Origin of the sequence: Streptomyces sp. NPDC003023 (genome assembly GCF_042888225.1) — a bacterium.
In the GTDB taxonomy this organism is placed as follows: domain Bacteria; phylum Actinomycetota; class Actinomycetes; order Streptomycetales; family Streptomycetaceae; genus Streptomyces.
The window spans coordinates 1-15,154 of record NZ_JBIAPL010000003.1; the positions used below are offsets into that span (position 1 = coordinate 1).

16 protein-coding genes are annotated in these 15,154 nt (G+C 71.3%); 8 read left to right on the forward strand and 8 right to left on the reverse strand.

From position 1 onward, the window contains the following. Positions 1-265: 265 nt before the first annotated feature. A complete protein-coding gene (locus ACFYV1_RS11755; protein WP_389395297.1) occupies positions 266-1,591 on the reverse strand; it encodes a DUF3152 domain-containing protein in 1,326 nt (441 codons plus the stop codon). 8 nt (positions 1,592-1,599) lie between these two features. Next, positions 1,600-2,565, reverse strand: coding sequence for an alpha/beta fold hydrolase (locus ACFYV1_RS11760; protein WP_389395298.1), 966 nt, complete (start codon positions 2,563-2,565; stop codon positions 1,600-1,602). A 166-nt stretch (positions 2,566-2,731) separates the two neighbouring features. Between ACFYV1_RS11760 and ACFYV1_RS11765 the strand changes: the two genes are divergently transcribed. The 4 genes from ACFYV1_RS11765 (at position 2,732) to ACFYV1_RS11780 (ending at position 4,689) form a co-directional block, all read left to right on the forward strand. Continuing rightward, positions 2,732-2,956: a hypothetical protein gene (locus ACFYV1_RS11765; RefSeq protein ID WP_389395299.1), complete on the forward strand. Its 225-nt coding sequence runs from the start codon at positions 2,732-2,734 to the stop codon at positions 2,954-2,956. A 242-nt stretch (positions 2,957-3,198) separates the two neighbouring features. Beyond that, the gene (locus ACFYV1_RS11770; RefSeq protein ID WP_389395300.1) at positions 3,199-3,840 is read left to right on the forward strand and encodes a TetR/AcrR family transcriptional regulator; all 642 of its coding nucleotides are present in this window, start codon (positions 3,199-3,201) and stop codon (positions 3,838-3,840) included. Positions 3,841-3,986: 146 nt separating this feature from the next. Continuing rightward, complete coding sequence (locus tag ACFYV1_RS11775) at positions 3,987-4,214, forward strand: DUF3107 domain-containing protein (protein WP_389395301.1); 228 nt, start codon at positions 3,987-3,989, stop codon at positions 4,212-4,214. A 205-nt stretch (positions 4,215-4,419) separates the two neighbouring features. Then, positions 4,420-4,689 (forward strand): hypothetical protein, encoded by a 270-nt coding sequence (locus ACFYV1_RS11780; protein ID WP_389395302.1) that lies wholly within the window; start codon positions 4,420-4,422, stop codon positions 4,687-4,689. 88 nt (positions 4,690-4,777) lie between these two features. On the opposite strand, the gene ACFYV1_RS11785 is transcribed toward ACFYV1_RS11780, so the two are convergent. Continuing rightward, positions 4,778-5,512 (reverse strand): ferritin-like fold-containing protein, encoded by a 735-nt coding sequence (locus ACFYV1_RS11785; protein ID WP_389395303.1) that lies wholly within the window; start codon positions 5,510-5,512, stop codon positions 4,778-4,780. Between the two features lie 496 nt (positions 5,513-6,008). On the opposite strand from ACFYV1_RS11785, the gene ACFYV1_RS11790 reads away from it, so the two are divergent. Next, the gene (locus ACFYV1_RS11790) at positions 6,009-8,162 is read left to right on the forward strand and encodes a DEAD/DEAH box helicase (RefSeq protein WP_389395304.1); all 2,154 of its coding nucleotides are present in this window, start codon (positions 6,009-6,011) and stop codon (positions 8,160-8,162) included. A gap of 142 nt (positions 8,163-8,304) precedes the next feature. Beyond that, positions 8,305-9,168, forward strand: a complete 864-nt coding sequence (locus ACFYV1_RS11795) for an alpha/beta fold hydrolase (RefSeq protein WP_389395305.1) — start codon at positions 8,305-8,307, stop codon at positions 9,166-9,168. Here ACFYV1_RS11795 and ACFYV1_RS11800 read toward each other — a convergent pair. Beyond that, positions 9,159-10,058, reverse strand: a complete 900-nt coding sequence (locus ACFYV1_RS11800; protein WP_389395306.1) for an NYN domain-containing protein — start codon at positions 10,056-10,058, stop codon at positions 9,159-9,161. The two genes, ACFYV1_RS11795 and ACFYV1_RS11800, sit on opposite strands and share 10 nt — an antisense overlap. Positions 10,059-10,239: 181 nt before the next feature. Between ACFYV1_RS11800 and ACFYV1_RS11805 the strand changes: the two genes are divergently transcribed. Further along, positions 10,240-10,395 carry a hypothetical protein gene (locus tag ACFYV1_RS11805; protein WP_389395307.1) on the forward strand — a complete coding sequence of 52 codons (156 nt, stop codon included), beginning with the start codon at positions 10,240-10,242 and terminating at the stop codon, positions 10,393-10,395. A gap of 80 nt (positions 10,396-10,475) precedes the next feature. On the opposite strand, the gene ACFYV1_RS11810 is transcribed toward ACFYV1_RS11805, so the two are convergent. The 4 genes from ACFYV1_RS11810 to ACFYV1_RS11825 form a co-directional block, all read right to left on the reverse strand. Next, positions 10,476-11,081, reverse strand: a complete 606-nt coding sequence (locus ACFYV1_RS11810) for a MarC family protein (protein WP_389395308.1) — start codon at positions 11,079-11,081, stop codon at positions 10,476-10,478. Between the two features lie 48 nt (positions 11,082-11,129). Further along, the gene (locus ACFYV1_RS11815) at positions 11,130-11,993 is read right to left on the reverse strand and encodes a PHP domain-containing protein (RefSeq protein ID WP_389395309.1); all 864 of its coding nucleotides are present in this window, start codon (positions 11,991-11,993) and stop codon (positions 11,130-11,132) included. Positions 11,994-12,094: 101 nt separating this feature from the next. After that, entirely contained in the window at positions 12,095-12,733 is a 639-nt protein-coding gene (locus tag ACFYV1_RS11820) for a DUF6758 family protein (protein WP_389395310.1), read from the reverse strand. Positions 12,734-12,974: 241 nt separating this feature from the next. Next, a complete protein-coding gene (locus ACFYV1_RS11825; RefSeq protein WP_389395311.1) occupies positions 12,975-13,571 on the reverse strand; it encodes a suppressor of fused domain protein in 597 nt (198 codons plus the stop codon). Positions 13,572-14,020: 449 nt separating this feature from the next. Here ACFYV1_RS11825 and ACFYV1_RS11830 point away from each other — a divergent pair, with 449 nt between their 5' ends. Next, positions 14,021-15,136, forward strand: coding sequence for a magnesium and cobalt transport protein CorA (locus ACFYV1_RS11830; protein WP_389395313.1), 1,116 nt, complete (start codon positions 14,021-14,023; stop codon positions 15,134-15,136). The last annotated feature ends 18 nt before the right edge of the window (positions 15,137-15,154 follow it).

The window sequence follows — 15,154 nt, forward strand, 5'->3', positions numbered from 1 at the left end:
CGCCCCCCGGCCCCCACCCCCCCCTCCCCCCCCCCTACGGTGTGTGGGGCCCCGGGGGGGGGGCGCCCCCCCCACCCCCCCCCCCCCCCCCCCCCGCGCCCGGGGGGGGGGGGGGCGGCCGGGCCCCCCCCCCCACCACCGGAAGGGGTGAATGCACGTAACTTTCGCGGCGAGGTAGCGTTCTGTCGCGCTACGGGGCTCCCTGTGCACGGAGAGTCACGTTGAGGCCAGTTCCGCAGGGCTCAGCCGCGCCGTCGGGTGGGGCTCAACCGCCGGGGTGCACCCATGGGTTGGCACGGCACTTGACGCCGCCGATGTCCAGGGTCTTCGTCTGCTGCTGCATCACGGGGGCGAGCGCCCCCGGCGTGCTGCAGTTCACGTGGTTGTACCCGAGCCGGTGTCCGACCTCGTGATTGATGAGCATCTGACGGTAGGCCAGCATCGCGTCGTCGCCGTACGTCTGTGCCCCCTGCGCCCAACGGAAGGCGTTGATCATCACGCGCTCGGTCGAGGCGGAGTCGCAGGAGACGTTGTCGACGGTCGTGTCCAGGCCGGACTTGGCGCACCAGACCGCGGTCGTCCCCGGGCTCGCCAGCGTTATGACGAAATCCGCCTCGCCGGAGGAGATCCGCTCGAAGGTCATCGCCCCGCCGTGCGCCCAGCTCCGGTCGTCGTTGAGCGTTTCCTGGATCGCCCTGGCGAAGAGAGCGGCGTCCATGTCGAGCCCCTTCTCGACGTCCACGCGATAGCTGACCTTGCGCCCCTTGCCGGGCGCCTTGTCGAAGCCGGGGACGGCCTCGAAGTCACCGGAGGCCGTCAGCTTCGGATCGATGGGGAACTGCTGGGCCATCAGCTGCTGGAAACTCGGCGGCGCGGCCGGCGGGTTCGCCGCCTGCGGCGGCGTGGGCCTGCCCTCCGAGCGGCCGGGGCGTTCCTCCGCCTCGCGCTCCTTGCCGGACTGGGCGCCGATCACGCCGGCCCCTTCGTCCGCCACCTGCCCCGCCACCACCACGGCGAGGACGGTGATCACCGCGGCGGCCGCGATCCCGGTGAAGGTCCGGCCCTTGCCGCCCTTCTCCCGCGCCTCCCCGGCCGGTGCCTCCTCGGCGTCGGGAAGGGCGTCGTCCTCGGTGTCGGCGGCGATTTCGGGCGGCCGCCCGTGCCCGGTGTCCCAGTCGGTGACGGAGGCGAACGGGTCGGACGAGTACGGGTCGGATCGCTGCGCTCGCGGGGCCGGAACCTGGTCGAAGGCCTCGAGGTACTCACGGCGCGGGCCCGGTATGCGCGGTCCGCCGGCCGGCCTGTTCGGCTGCGCGCCCTGAGGGCGCTGCCCGTCCCACGGCCGGCCCTGCCAGTCGCCCCAGCCGCCTCCCGCCTCGTGGTGCTCCGGATGCCCGCCGCGGGCCTGGGGCGCCCCATGGCCCGGCATGTGCTGTTGCGGTCCCGGTGCGGGACCCGGCTCGGCGGCGCGCCTGCGCCGGCCGCTGCCGGACACGGCCGTCGCGGCCTCCCGTTCACCGGAGGCCGGTCCGCTGTCCGCGTCGGTGGTCGCGCCCTTGGGCGCGGGGCCCTTGCGGCTGTGTCGTCCCACGCCCCGGATCAGCTCCTACCGCAGTCGTCGAGCAGTTCCCGGAAGGCCTGTGCGACCGTTTCCGGATACTCCATCATCGCAACGTGCCCGGCGTCCGGGAGCGTCAGCAGCCGGGATCCCCGGAACGCCACTGCCGCCTTGCGCGCCATACGGTACGAGACGAGCTGGTCCTTCCGCCCGTAGACGAGGAGGGTCGGCGCGAGTACCCGCTCCGCCTGACGCCACAGCCCCTGCTGCCCCCCGAGCGTGTACGCGTCAACGATACCCCTGGCCGACCTGGTCGTCGCGTCCCAGAAATGGGGAAGACCCATGCGCCGCTCCATCTCCTCGACGGCATGGCGAAGCGCTTCGTCCGTCACCCGTGCGGGGTCCCCGTAACAGAGCGCCAGTACCCCGCGCGTGCGCTGTTCCGGGGTCCATCCCTTCGTCATCCGGGCGAAGAGCCCGGCGACTCCCGGCAGCGCGAGCAGCCCGGTCGGCACGGCCGCACGCTGCACGCGCAGCTCCGGCAGGGCGGGCGAGACGAGCGTCAGGGTGCGCACCAGATCAGGTCTGACGGCCGCGACGCGGGTGCAGACGGTGCCGCCCAGGGAGTTGCCCAGCAGATGCACGGGGCCGCGGCCGCCCGCGTCCAGGAACCGGATCACCGCCCGGGCATGGCCGGTGACCGAGTAGTTGCCGTCGGACGGCGGCGGCGAGTCCCCGAAGCCGGGCAGATCGACCGCCTCACCCGCCACGGTGTCCTCGAGCTGTGCCATCAGCGCCGACCAGTTCATCGAGGAGCCGCCCAGGCCGTGCACGTAGAGGGCGGGCGGCAGGCCGGCGCGCGCCGGGGGGCGGGATCTGACGGTCAGGGTGAGCCCGGGCAGGGTGGCGGAGCGGAGCTCCTCCCCGTCGGCGACGCGCACGGTCGCGACCTTGGGAGCCACCGCGCCGTTGAAGGCACGGGCTCCCGGCAGCTCGGTCGAAGACATGCGGCAATGTTACGAGACGATCACGCGGTGCCCCGTGTGTTCGGCGTCACACATCTTCGAAGCCGTGCCGGGCACCCGTGGCATGCCGACAACCACCACATAGCGCCCTGAATCGGTAGCTCCTAGGCTCGTGGTACAGGGCACTCTCCAGGGAAAGCGGTGCCGCATGTCAGTCGATCCGACCGAGCCCGAGACCTTCCAGGAAGCCGACGACGGGAACACCGGCACAACGGACGAGGAGGTTCCGGAGGCCGACGCCGCCGAGCAGCACACCGATGTGCGCTCGGAGCGCGACGACCCGGTGAACCACGTCGACCCGGCCACCGCGAACGAGGCGGACGCCGTCGAACAGACCCGTGTGGTCAAGCTGGACGAGGACGACTACCGGTGACCTGCCGCCCGATGCCCCGGTATGTCCGGGGTAAGGACGCGGACCGGCAGCTTCCGAGACCGTCCGGTCCATGAAATTCTGCGTTCGCGCGACGCACAGCCGGGTTACCCAAAAGTACGATGGCGGGCGCGGCGCACAGCGCACGCGGGAGACCGCGGCGGTCGGGCAATCCTTGTTCATCGGGACGCCTGCTCGAACTGTGCTTGTTCGAACTGTGCTTGTTCTTACATTTGGGAGGCGGCGTGACAGCCATCGAGCAGACAGAGGCGGCGCGCCCGCGGGGCACACGCCTGCCACGCCGAGCCCGCAGAAACCAGCTCCTGGGCGCCGCCCAGGAGGTTTTCGTGGCTCAGGGCTATCACTCGGCGGCGATGGACGACATCGCGGAGCGGGCCGGAGTCAGCAAGCCCGTGCTCTACCAGCACTTCCCGGGGAAGCTCGAGCTGTACCTGGCGCTGCTGGACCAGCACTGCGAGTCGCTGCTCCAGGCGGTCCGCGGCGCACTGGCCTCGACGACGGACAACAAGCTCCGCGTGGCCGCCACGATGGACGCCTACTTCGCCTATGTCGAGGACGAGGGCGGCGCGTTCCGGCTGGTCTTCGAGTCGGACCTGACCAACGAGCCCGCCGTCCGCGAGCGGGTGGACCGGGTGTCCCTGCAGTGCGCGGAGGCCATCTCCGACGTCATCGCCGAGGACACGGGGCTCTCCAAGGACGAGTCGATGCTGCTGGCGGTGGGACTGGGCGGCGTCTCCCAGGTGGTCGCCAGGTACTGGCTCTCCAGCGGCTCCGCCATCCCGCGGGACACCGCGGTGCAGCTCCTCACCTCGCTCGCCTGGCGCGGAATCGCGGGATTCCCGCTGCACGGCACGGACCAGCACTGAGAGCGGGCCCGCCCGCCGGGTCCGGGCGGGCTGTTCGCTCCTGGCGTTTTCCGGCGGGGCATGACGTGCGGCGACTCCGGGCTAGGGTGTGCTGCGTACGGCGCGGCTGACCGCGCAACGCACTGACCGTTCGGAGGGACATAGCCGTGGAGGTCAAGATCGGCGTGCAGCACGCGCCCCGGGAGATCGTTCTGGAGAGCGGGCAGTCCGCCGAGGAGGTCGAGCGCGCGGTGAACGATGCGCTGGCCGGCAAGGCGCAGCTGCTCAGCCTCACGGACGAGAAGGGCCGCAAGGTCCTGGTGCCGTCCGACCGTCTCGCCTACGTCGAGATCGGTGAGTCGACGTCACGGCGCGTGGGATTCGGCGCGCTGTAGCGCGACCGGGGCGCGCGACCGGGCACACTGCCCGGACGAGCGCGGTGAAGCATCGGGAAGAGGGCTCGGCGGTACGACCGCCGGGCCCTCTTCCGCTGCTCAGCACCGGTCCGGACCGTTCGCGAAAGGGTTGCGATCCGCTCACGCCGGGTAGTACGGGCTACGACCGTCCCTGCCCCGTCCGGCTTCCGTGAGGTGATCGGCAGTGCTCTTGGAATCGCTCGGTTCAGTCCTGCTCGGGCTCGGCCTTTCCTGGGCGGCGGTCCGTCACCTGGCCGATCGTCTCCCGTCCCGGAGGACGGTCTTCACCACGGGCGCACTGGGCGCCCTCTTCGGCGCGTATGTGACGCACGTGGCGCTGGGACCGGGGCACACGCCGGCGACCCTGCTGGGGGCCGTGGCGATCGGGGCGGTGCTGCTGTCGCTGCTGATCCGCCCCTCGCCCCGCAGGCTGCACCGCGTCTTCCCGATGTGAGTCCTCACCGGTCCGGGCCCGAACCCCGCCCGGACCGCCGGGCCCCCGCCCGGCCCCCTGCCCCGGCACCGGTCGAGCCGAGCCCCGCCTAGGCGGCGAGCCCCAGTGCGGCCATGCGCTTGGTGTGGGCCTTGGTGATCCGGGAGAACATCTCGCCGACCGCGGCCAGGTCGAAGCCGTCCGCCACGCCGCCCACGAGCATCGTGGACAACGCGTCGCGATCGGCGACCACCCGCTGCGCCTGCGACAGTGCCTCGCCCATCAGCCGCCGTGCCCACAGGGCGAGCCGGCCGCCGAGGCGCGGGTCCGCCTCGATCGCGGCACGGACCTTCTCCACCGCGAAGTTCCCGTGGCCCGTGTCGTCGAGTACGGCGAGCACCAGGGCGCGGGTGTCGCTGTCCAGACGAGCGGCCACCTCGCGGTAGAAGTCGCTGGCGATCGAGTCTCCGACGTAGGCCTTGACCAGGCCCTCCAGCCAGTCGGAGGGTGCGGTCTGGCGGTGGAAGTCGTCCAGGGCCTGCGCGAACGGCTCCATCGCGGCCGTCGGCTCTGCGTCGATCGCCGCCAGGCGGTCCCGCAACTGCTCGAAGTGGTGGAACTCGGCGGAGGCCATCTTCGCCAGCTCTGCCTTGTCCGCGAGCGACGGCGCCAGCTTGGCGTCCTCCGCAAGCCGCTCGAATGCCGCCAGCTCGCCGTACGCGAGCGCCCCGAGCAGGTCCACGACGGCGGCACGGTACTGCGGTTCCGCGGACGCCGCAGCCCAGTCCTGAGCGGCGATCCCGGTGAGACCGGTGGATTCATTGGCGTTGTCAGGCGTCTCCATGGACGGCACAATAGCCCGCCCGCCGTATGGGGTAAGGGCCTGGTCAACCATGCCTGGAACACAGTTCTCGTGAATTCACCCAACACACATGCGCGAATCCGGGGTACAGTGGTAATGCGCCTGCTGAGCGTCAAAGTATTTTTGCGTTCTCAGTAGGCCGTCTGATGAATGAGGATGCCCGGTCGGTGGCCCGATCGGCTCCGACCTGACCGCCCTCCACGCGGACCATGCGCACGACTGCGCACGGCCGCAGATGAGGGGCCCCCTCAGCGGTACGAGCGCTCGAGCGACGGCAGTGGTCCCGCACCCATCCGGCCAACCCACGGCCGGGTCCAGTACCCAGGTGTGGTACGACCCCCAGCGTTCGCCTCGCGCCGCGTCTCACAGAAGAGGCAACACCCTGACTACGCAGACTTTCCGGGATCTCGGGATCCTGCCCGAGACCGCCGAAGCCCTCGAGGCCGTCGGCATCGTTTCCCCCTTCCCCATCCAGGAGATGACGCTCCCCGTCGCGCTCACCGGCACCGACGTCATCGGCCAGGCCAAGACCGGCACCGGCAAGACCCTCGGTTTCGGCCTGCCGCTGCTGGAGCGAGTCACCGTCCCCGCGGACGTCGAGGCCGGCCGGGCGAAGCCCGAGCAGCTGACCGACGCACCGCAGGCGCTGGTCGTCGTCCCCACCCGCGAGCTGTGCACCCAGGTCACCAACGACCTGCTGACGGCCGGCAAGGTCCGTAACGTCCGGGTGCTCGCCATCTACGGCGGCCGGGCCTACGAGCCCCAGGTCGAGGCCCTCAAGAAGGGCGTCGACGTCATCGTCGGCACGCCCGGACGCCTGCTGGACCTGGCCGGCCAGAAGAAGCTGGACCTCTCGCACGTACGCGCGCTCGTCCTGGACGAGGCCGACGAGATGCTCGACCTGGGCTTCCTGCCCGACGTCGAGAAGATCATCCAGCAGCTGCCGGCCAAGCGCCAGACCATGCTGTTCTCGGCGACCATGCCGGGTGCCGTCATCGGTCTCGCCCGCCGCTACATGTCCCAGCCCACGCACATCCGCGCCACGGCGCCGGACGACGAGGGCGCGACGGTCGCGAACACCACGCAGCGCGTCTACCGCGCGCACTCCATGGACAAGCCGGAGATGGTCTCCCGCATCCTGCAGGCCGAGGGCCGCGGACTCGCGATGATCTTCTGCCGCACCAAGCGCACCGCCGCCGACATCGCCGACCAGCTCGCCCAGCGCGGCTTCGCCTCCGGCGCGGTCCACGGCGACCTCGGCCAGGGCGCCCGCGAGCAGGCGCTGCGCGCGTTCCGCAACGGCAAGGTGGACGTGCTGGTCTGCACCGACGTCGCCGCTCGCGGCATCGACGTCGAGGGCGTGACCCACGTCATCAACTACCAGTCGCCCGAGGACGAGAAGACCTACCTCCACCGCATCGGCCGCACCGGCCGCGCGGGCGCGACCGGCACCGCGATCACGCTGGTCGACTGGGACGACATCCCGCGCTGGCAGCTGATCAACAAGGCGCTGGACCTCAAGTTCCCCGACCCTGTCGAGACGTACTCCACGTCTCCGCACCTCTTCGAGGAGCTCGGCATCCCGGCCGGGACCAAGGGGGTCCTGCCGCGAGCCGAGCGCACCCGCGCCGGCCTCGCCGCGGAGGCGGTCGAGGACCTGGGCGAGACCGGCGGCCGCGGCCGCCGGGGCGGCGCACCGGCTGCGGCGGTCCGCGAGGAGCGCCCGGCCCGTACGCGTACGCCGCGTCAGCGTCGCCGCACGCGTGGCGGAGAGACGCTGGCGGCGGCCCCGGTGACGGAGGCGGTCGTCCCCGAGCAGTCCACCGACGAGGCGCCCACCGAGGCACGGACCCCGCGCCGCCGTCGTCGTACCCGGGTGGCCGCGCAGTCGGCGCCCGAGGCGGCGGGCGTCGTGGAGTCGGCGGCTGCCGTGGAGACCGTCGAGACGACGGTGGACGCGGCGGCCGAGACCGCGAGCGTCACCAAGCCCCGCCGTCGCCGCACCCGCAGCGCGGCGGCAGCAGCCGTCGCCGAGGCGGAGGCGGTCGTGACAGCCGCGGAGACGGCCGTCGCGACGGCGCCGGAGCCCGGCTTCCAGACGCCGGAGAGCGCTGCCGCCAGCCTGGCGGAGAGCGCCGAGGCGAAGCCTCGGCGCAGCCGGGCGCGCAAGGCCGTCGACACGGCCGAGACCGCCGAGGCCCCCGCGACGGAGACCAAGCCCCGCCGCACCCGCGCCCCCAAGGCCGTCGACACGCTCGAGGGCGCCGAGAGCGCCGAGGTGAAGCCCCGCCGCACCCGCGCCGCAAAGGCTGTCGACACGGTCGAGGGCGCCGAGAGCGCCGAGGTGAAGCCCCGCCGCAGCCGGGCGCGCAAGGCCGTCGACACGGCCGAGACCGCCGAGGCCCCCGCGACGGAGACCAAGCCCCGCCGCACCCGCGCCCCCAAGGCAGCCGTCGCGACCGACGTCGTGGAGGCACCCGAGGCTCCCGCGACGGAGACGAAGCCCCGCCGGACCCGTGCCCGCAAGGTCACGGAGACGAAGGTGGACGCGGTCGCCGAGACCGCGGCGGAGCCGGAGGCCAAGCCTCGCCGGACGCGTGCACGCAAGGCCGTGGCACAGCCGGAGAGCTGACAGCCGCGCGACTTCGATGGCCCGGCCCCCGTTCGCGGGGGCGGGGCCATCGGCCTTTCCCGGCCTGCTCGGTCCCGGACCGGTTCCCCCACGCGCCACCCGGACCGCCCGCCACCAGCACCCGCGCGCTAGCCTCATCCGCATGAGCCGGCCGCCCACATTCGTCCCGCCCGCCTGCGCCCTCCCCCGCACGCTGTCCACCGCGCGCGGCCCGTTCGCCGTGCTCGACGCGCGGCCGGACACCGACGTCGCGCGCGGCACCGTGCTGCTGCTGCCCGGCTACACGGGCAGCAAGGAGGACTTCATCGCGCTGCTCGAGCCGTTGACCGCGTCCGGCTACCGCGCGGTCGCGGTCGACGGCCGCGGACAGTACGAGACCGAGGGCCCGGCTGATCAGAGCGCCTACGCGCAGGACGAATTGGCCAGGGACGTGCTCGCCCAGGCCGCCGCCGTCGCGGACGGCGGCCCCCTCCATCTCGTGGGGCATTCACTCGGCGGGCAGATCGCCCGCGCCGCCGTCCTCGAGGACGCCTCCCCGTTCGCGACTCTGACGCTGGTGTCCTCGGGTCCCGCGCAGATCAGCCCGGCCCAGCAGCAGCGGGTGAAGTTGCTGAGCGACGCGCTCGCCGTGATGCCGATGGATCAGGTGTGGGAGGCGATCCTGGCCTTCGACGCACCGGAGGACGCGGCGGAGGAGGCCACGCAGGACGCCCGCGAGGACCTTCGCCGGCGTTGGCTGCGCCACAACCCCGCCCAACTCATCGCCACCGGACGTCAGCTGACGTCAGAACAGGACAGGGTCGCGGAACTGGCCGCCGTGGAACCGCTGCCCAAGCATGTGCTGTCGGGCGAACGCGACGACACGTGGCCGGTGCCGCTGCTGGACGACATGGCCCGGCGGCTGGAGGCGCACCGGACGGTCGTCCGCGGCGCGGAGCACTCCCCGAACACCGACCGCCCCGCGGAGACGGCCGCCGCGCTCACCCGCTTCTGGGATCAGTACTGAGCCTGCAGGTGCTGCCAGAAGCCGTCCCGCAGCGCCCGTCGGAGCACCGCGTACCCGCGCAGTGAGCGCTGGAGCCGCCGTTCCGCCTCGATGAGCAGATCCTGGTCCACCGGGCCGGGCAGGTAGGGGTGGCCGGGCAGCAACTCGGCCATTTCCGCCCGTCCTCTCTCCGCCAGCCAGGTCGCCGCGATCTGGGCGCCCACGAAGCGCACCTCGTCGCGCGACGGCGGCGGCGCGCCCTCGTTCTCGTAGGTCGTGACGGGCCTGCGGGTGATGTAGGGGCGGCAGAAGTCGAGGTCGAAGGTGCGCTGGCTGTCGACCTCCCACAGCAGGGGCTCCGCCTGGTTGCGTCCCTCCGCCGCCTCGATGCCCCACAGGTGGACCCGCGCGCCGTAGCCCTGGGCCGCCTCGACAGCGGAGACGAGGTCCTCGTCGCCGCCGACGAGCGCCGCGTCACTGATCGCCCGGTGTCTGGCCAGGGATTCCAGATCGGTGCGGATGAGGGAGTCGACGCCCTTCTGCTGGTTGTTGGCGTTCAGGTTGCCCAGGCGCACCTTGACGTCGGGCAGCTCCGCTATGGACTGCTGCTCGGGGGTGTGGATACGGCGCCGGGCGCCGTCGTACCAGTAGACCCGCAGCAGCCGGCTGTCGGCGAAGATCGTGCGGGCCTTGTCGATGAAGGCCTCGATCAGTCCCTCGGCGTCGAGGTCGAAGGAGCGCCGGTCCTCTGTGCCCGCCACAAGCAACCCGGCCGCAGCATAGACGTAACCGGCGTCGACGAAGATGGCGTGCGTGGACGGGGTCTTCGCGACCTCGGCGAGCATCCGCTGGAGGAGCTCATTGGTGCGCTCCAGCCTGGCGGCGAGCTCGTTGTTCTCTGCGTCGTTCATACGGGGCTCATTGTCCGTGCCGGAGCCGCTACCCGCCAGTAGTTAGGCATCCAAAAAATTTCCTTAGCGTAGGGAATGTTTGCAGGATGCATCCCGTTGAAGACGTATGTACACACAGACGGAGACATCCGTCTGCCATCAGTTCTCCTCCAGGAGGATCACCGACGAAGGGAGAAGCGTTTTGCGCTTCGAGATCATGCGACTGGACGACGTCGACGGCACCGCCGTGGACAGTACCGTCGTGGACGCCGCCTCCGTCAACCGGATCGTGCAGCAGGCCGCATACACCGGCCAGCGCATCTACATCCGACCCGCCGACACCACCGCTGCTTCATAACGCCTGCGAGCTCGTTGACGCGCGAAGCCCTCGTACGGAAGCGATCCGTACGGGGGCTTTTCACGTCCGGGCGCGTCCGCTCACGCGCCCTGGATCACCTGGGTCACACCGTTGATGATCTGCTGCACGGCGATCGCGGAGAGCATCATGCCCGCGAGCCGGGTGACCAGGACCACACCGCCGTCCTTGATCAGGCGGATGATGACCAGCGAGTAGCGCATGGTCAGCCAGAGCACCACGTGCATGGCGAGGATCGCCGCCCACACCGAGGCCTGCTCCCCCGCTCCGTCCGCGTGCTGCACGGCGAGGATCACGGACACGATCGCACCGGGCCCGGCCAGCAGCGGCATGCCCAGCGGGACCAGCGCCACGTTGACGTCCTTGGTCTGCTTGGGCTCGTCGGTCTTGCCCGTGAGCAGGTCGAGGGCGATCAGCAGCAGGAGCAGCCCGCCGGCGATCATCAGTGCCGGGACGGAGACGTGCAGGTAGTCGAGGATCTGCTGGCCGAGGATGCCGAAGACGGTGATCACCCCGAAGGCGACCGCCACGGCCTGCCAGGCCATCCTGCGCTGCACCTTGGCGGCGCGGCCGGAGGTGAGGGCGAGGAAGATCGGCGTGATCCCCGGGGGATCCATGATGACGAAGAGGGTCAGGAAGAGAGAGCCGAAAACGGCAGCGTCGAACACAGTGAGGGCCTTGCGGGAAGAGGGTCGTACGAAGTGGAGGGGCGAGGGTTACGGGCGGACTCCGCCCGTGCCCGGCACCGGGAACGCGCCGGTGGCGCGGCGGGTGATCTCGCCGTAGATCTCCGGGTCGGTGGTGTACTCGCCGAGCCGGCACGTCTTGCGGCTGCCGTGGTAGTCGCTCGACCCGGTCGTCAGCAGTCCGAGCTCTCCGGCGAGGCCCCGAAGCCTGGCGCGTGTCGCGTCGTCGTGGTCCATGTGGTCGACCTCGATGCCGTCGAGGCCGCAGGCGGCGAGTTCCGCGATGGCGGACTCCGGCACCACCCGACCGCGCTTGACGGCGAGCGGGTGGGCGAACACGGTGACCCCGCCCGCCGCCTTGACCAGGCGGATCGCCGTGAACGGGTCGAGCTCGTGCTTCTCCACGTAGGCCCGGCCCCCGTCGGCGAGCCACTGGGGCGTGAAGGCGTCGGAGACGGAAGGCACCACGCCGAGCTCGACGAGCGCCTCCGCTATGTGGGGCCGCCCGACGGAGCCGTCCCCGGCGATCCGGGCCACCTGCTCCCACTCGACGGCCACACCCAGCTCCTGGAGCCTGCCGACCATCGCCCGGGCCCGCGGCACGCGGTCGTCGCGTACGAGCTCCCGCTCGCGCAGCAGCTCCGGCTCCTCCGCGTCGAAGAGATACGCCAGCATGTGGAGACCGACGCCGTCGAGACGGCAGGAGAGCTCGGCTCCGGTGACGAGAGTCACGCCGTCCGGCACGGCCGCGACAGCCTCCGCGTGACCGCGGGTGGTGTCGTGGTCGGTGAGCGCGACGACGTCCAGACCGGCCGCGGCGGCGTTGCGCACCAGCTCGGCCGGGGTGTCCGTGCCGTCCGAAGCCGTGGAGTGGGTGTGCAGATCGATGCGCACGACGCTTGACTCCGAAGCTCGGGGGCGGACAGGGGACACCCCAGGATAGCCGCCGGGAGGGCGCCGACCGGCCGCACGGCGTGCGCGGCCGGCCTGCCGGGCTACGACAGCAGCCGCGGTGAGAGCGCCCCGCACGGCAGCAGCTCCACCTCCGCACCCGCGTCACGCAGATCGGTGAGCACCAGCTCGTCGTAGAGCAGCAGCCCGGACTGCTCGGGCCAGACGATGGCCCACAGCCACAGCCCGCGCGCCTCGCCGGCGAACACCGCGCGATCGTCCGGCGCGCCCGTCACATGCCAGAGCGGGGTGGGCCGGCCTGCGGCGAGCAGCTTGGCCTGCGGTGGTTTGTCGACCTCGATGTGGGGTCCCGGGTCCGGCCCGTCCATTCCGGCGTATCTCGACCCGAGACCGACGCCCAGCTCCTCGGCGACGAGCAGCATCTCCCCCATACCGCCGAGCGGCCCGGGGCCGGAACACGCGACCGCGGTGGCGCGGCCGCCGCTTCTGTCGTCGCCCGCGTAGGCGACGCCGGTGAACAGCCAGCCGACAGGCAGCGGCCAGGGCATCCACACCGGGACGTTCGCGCGGTGCACCACGACACCGAGGGCCTCGACACTGGGCGGGATCACCGGCTGCAGCGGGTGCACGGCACCGTGCACATCGCACTGCCAGGAGTCGGCAAAGAGACCGGGCGCCCTCACCCGGCCACCGCACTTCGGGCAACTGGGTTCGCCCCTCATAAGGCCCAACGGTCCTCTCCGGCCGACGCCGCGTCAAGGACGATCACCCGTCCGGCCACAGTCCGCGTCGCCGGCGTCCCCGAGTCACGGTCATCCGTTCGACCGGCGGAGGGCGGATCGAGCCGGAGAAGACGAGGGCTGGAGAAGACGAGGGCCGCAGAGACGAGTGCCGGAGAAGTCGAGCGTCGAGGAGCCGAGGGGTCGAAGTCGAGGAGTCGACCGCGTCACACCTGTGGCGGCGTCAACCGAGGTCCACCGACGCGCGCAGCGGGTCGCGCAGGTCCGTGCCGTGTGTCAGCCACCTCTCCTGGAGCTCCGCCGCGCCGTGCACCCGCTTCCACGCCGCCTCGTTCGGCGTCATCGGAAGGAGCGGCAGAAAGCGCACCGGGTCCATGGGGTCGTCCAGTTCGAGATCCTCGACCAGGCCGCCCGGTTCGGCGACGAGCACCGAGCTGAACGGCGCGCCCGGCCACAGCGCCTCGCCCACGTCGAGCGAGGCACCCGGCGCCACGATCACACCTTCCACCTGGGGTGACGCGGCCAGCACGGCAAGAGGTCGCAGCACCTTGTCGGTGTCCGCGAGCCCCGCCCGCACGGTGAGCACCAGTTCGGCGCGGGGGCCCTTGACCGGGTCGGCGAGGGTCGCGGTGGGGTCGGCCATCGGGAGGGCGGACATGCCGAGGGTGGCGTAGCGCACGATGCCCTTGCCTGCGTCGCGGTCCTGGAAGCGCAACACCTCGATGCGGTCGGTGCCGAGGAACGTCACCGCGGCGCGCGCGTCCGGTTCTCCGAGAGCGCTGTGCAGCCGGGCGTCGACAAGTGCGAGAACGTCTTCCATGCCGCGAGCATAAAACGCGTAAGGAACGGGCATTCAGAGAGATTGACCCGTAGTCGGCTGATAGGGTTGGCCGCTGGTCGGGACGGCGCACAGAAGTGTGGCCTTCGAGTCCCGACAACACGTCGTCCCTCACGGGGGACCGGCCGGAGGAGGTGAGGCTGCGGTGGATCGAAGTCGATCGGGCAGTACCAGCAGCTCTTCCGCACGGCACCCTTCCTCTCGCCGGTCCTGATCCGACGAGCCGGAAATCGGTGAGCTGAGGCCTTCCCGCACGGGCCCCACGGCATTTCGCACGACGGAAGAGCGCGAGCACTTCGTTTTTGCCTGTCTGTAGCGAACGCCGTCACCGCGACCTCGCGGTGCCGCCCGCTTTGCGGACGTACACCTCACGTCCCCATTCCGGGCTGTGCCACGCCACCGCCGACGGCCTCTCCGTGAAGGAGCCAGCCATGTCGATGATCCGTGACCTGCGCGCAGCGGTCCGCCCCTCGCTGCGCAAGAGCAACACCCCCTACAGCGGCTACGACGCGACCCGCGACCCCTCGGCGTCCAGCGCGGTCGTCGACTGCGCGGTCTACCGCGACGGCCGACGTCTCGAGAGCGCCAACTGTCTGACGCCGCGTGAGGCGATGCTGCGCGTGCGGGAGGGCGGCGGCTTCGCCTGGATCGGTCTGCACGAGCCGACGGAGGAGGAATTCGCCGGTATCGCGGCGGAGTTCGGGCTCCACCCGCTGGCCGTCGAGGACGCGGTCCACGCCCATCAGCGCCCCAAGCTGGAGCGCTACGACGACACCCTGTTCACGGTCTTCAAGACGATCCACTACGTGGAGCACGCCGAACTCACCGCCACCAGCGAGGTCGTGGAGACCGGCGAGGTGATGTGCTTCACCGGCCGGGACTTCGTCATCACCGTGCGGCACGGCGGCAAGGGGTCGCTGCGTGCGCTCCGGCACGGCCTGCAGAAGGACGCGGAACTGCTCTCCAAGGGCCCCTCCGCGGTGCTGCACGCCATCGCGGACCACGTCGTCGACGGTTACATCGCGGTCGCGGAGGCGGTGCAGGACGACATCGACGAGGTGGAGATCGAGGTCTTCTCCGCACCCGCCAAGGGCAGCACGCGCGGCGGCGACGCCGGCCGGATCTACCAGCTCAAGCGTGAGGTGCTGGAGTTCAAGCGGGCCGTCTCGCCGCTGCTGCGGCCGATGCAGCTGCTGAGCGAGCGGCCGATGCGGCTCGTGGACCCGGACATCCAGAAGTACTTCCGCGACGTCGCCGACCACCTCGCCCGCGTGCAGGAGGAGGTCATCGGCTTCGACGAACTCCTGAACTCCATCCTCCAGGCCAATCTGGCCCAGGCGACGGTCGCCCAGAACGAGGACATGCGCAAGATCACCTCGTGGGCGGCGATCATCGCCGTACCCACGGCGGTCTGTGGGATCTACGGCATGAACTTCGAGCACATGCCGGAGCTGCAGTGGAAGTACGGCTACCCGTTGGTGCTCACCGGCATCGCGGTGGTCTGTTTCGCGATCCACCGCACCCTCAAGCGCAACGGCTGGCTGTAGGGCGCGGACCGGTCGATA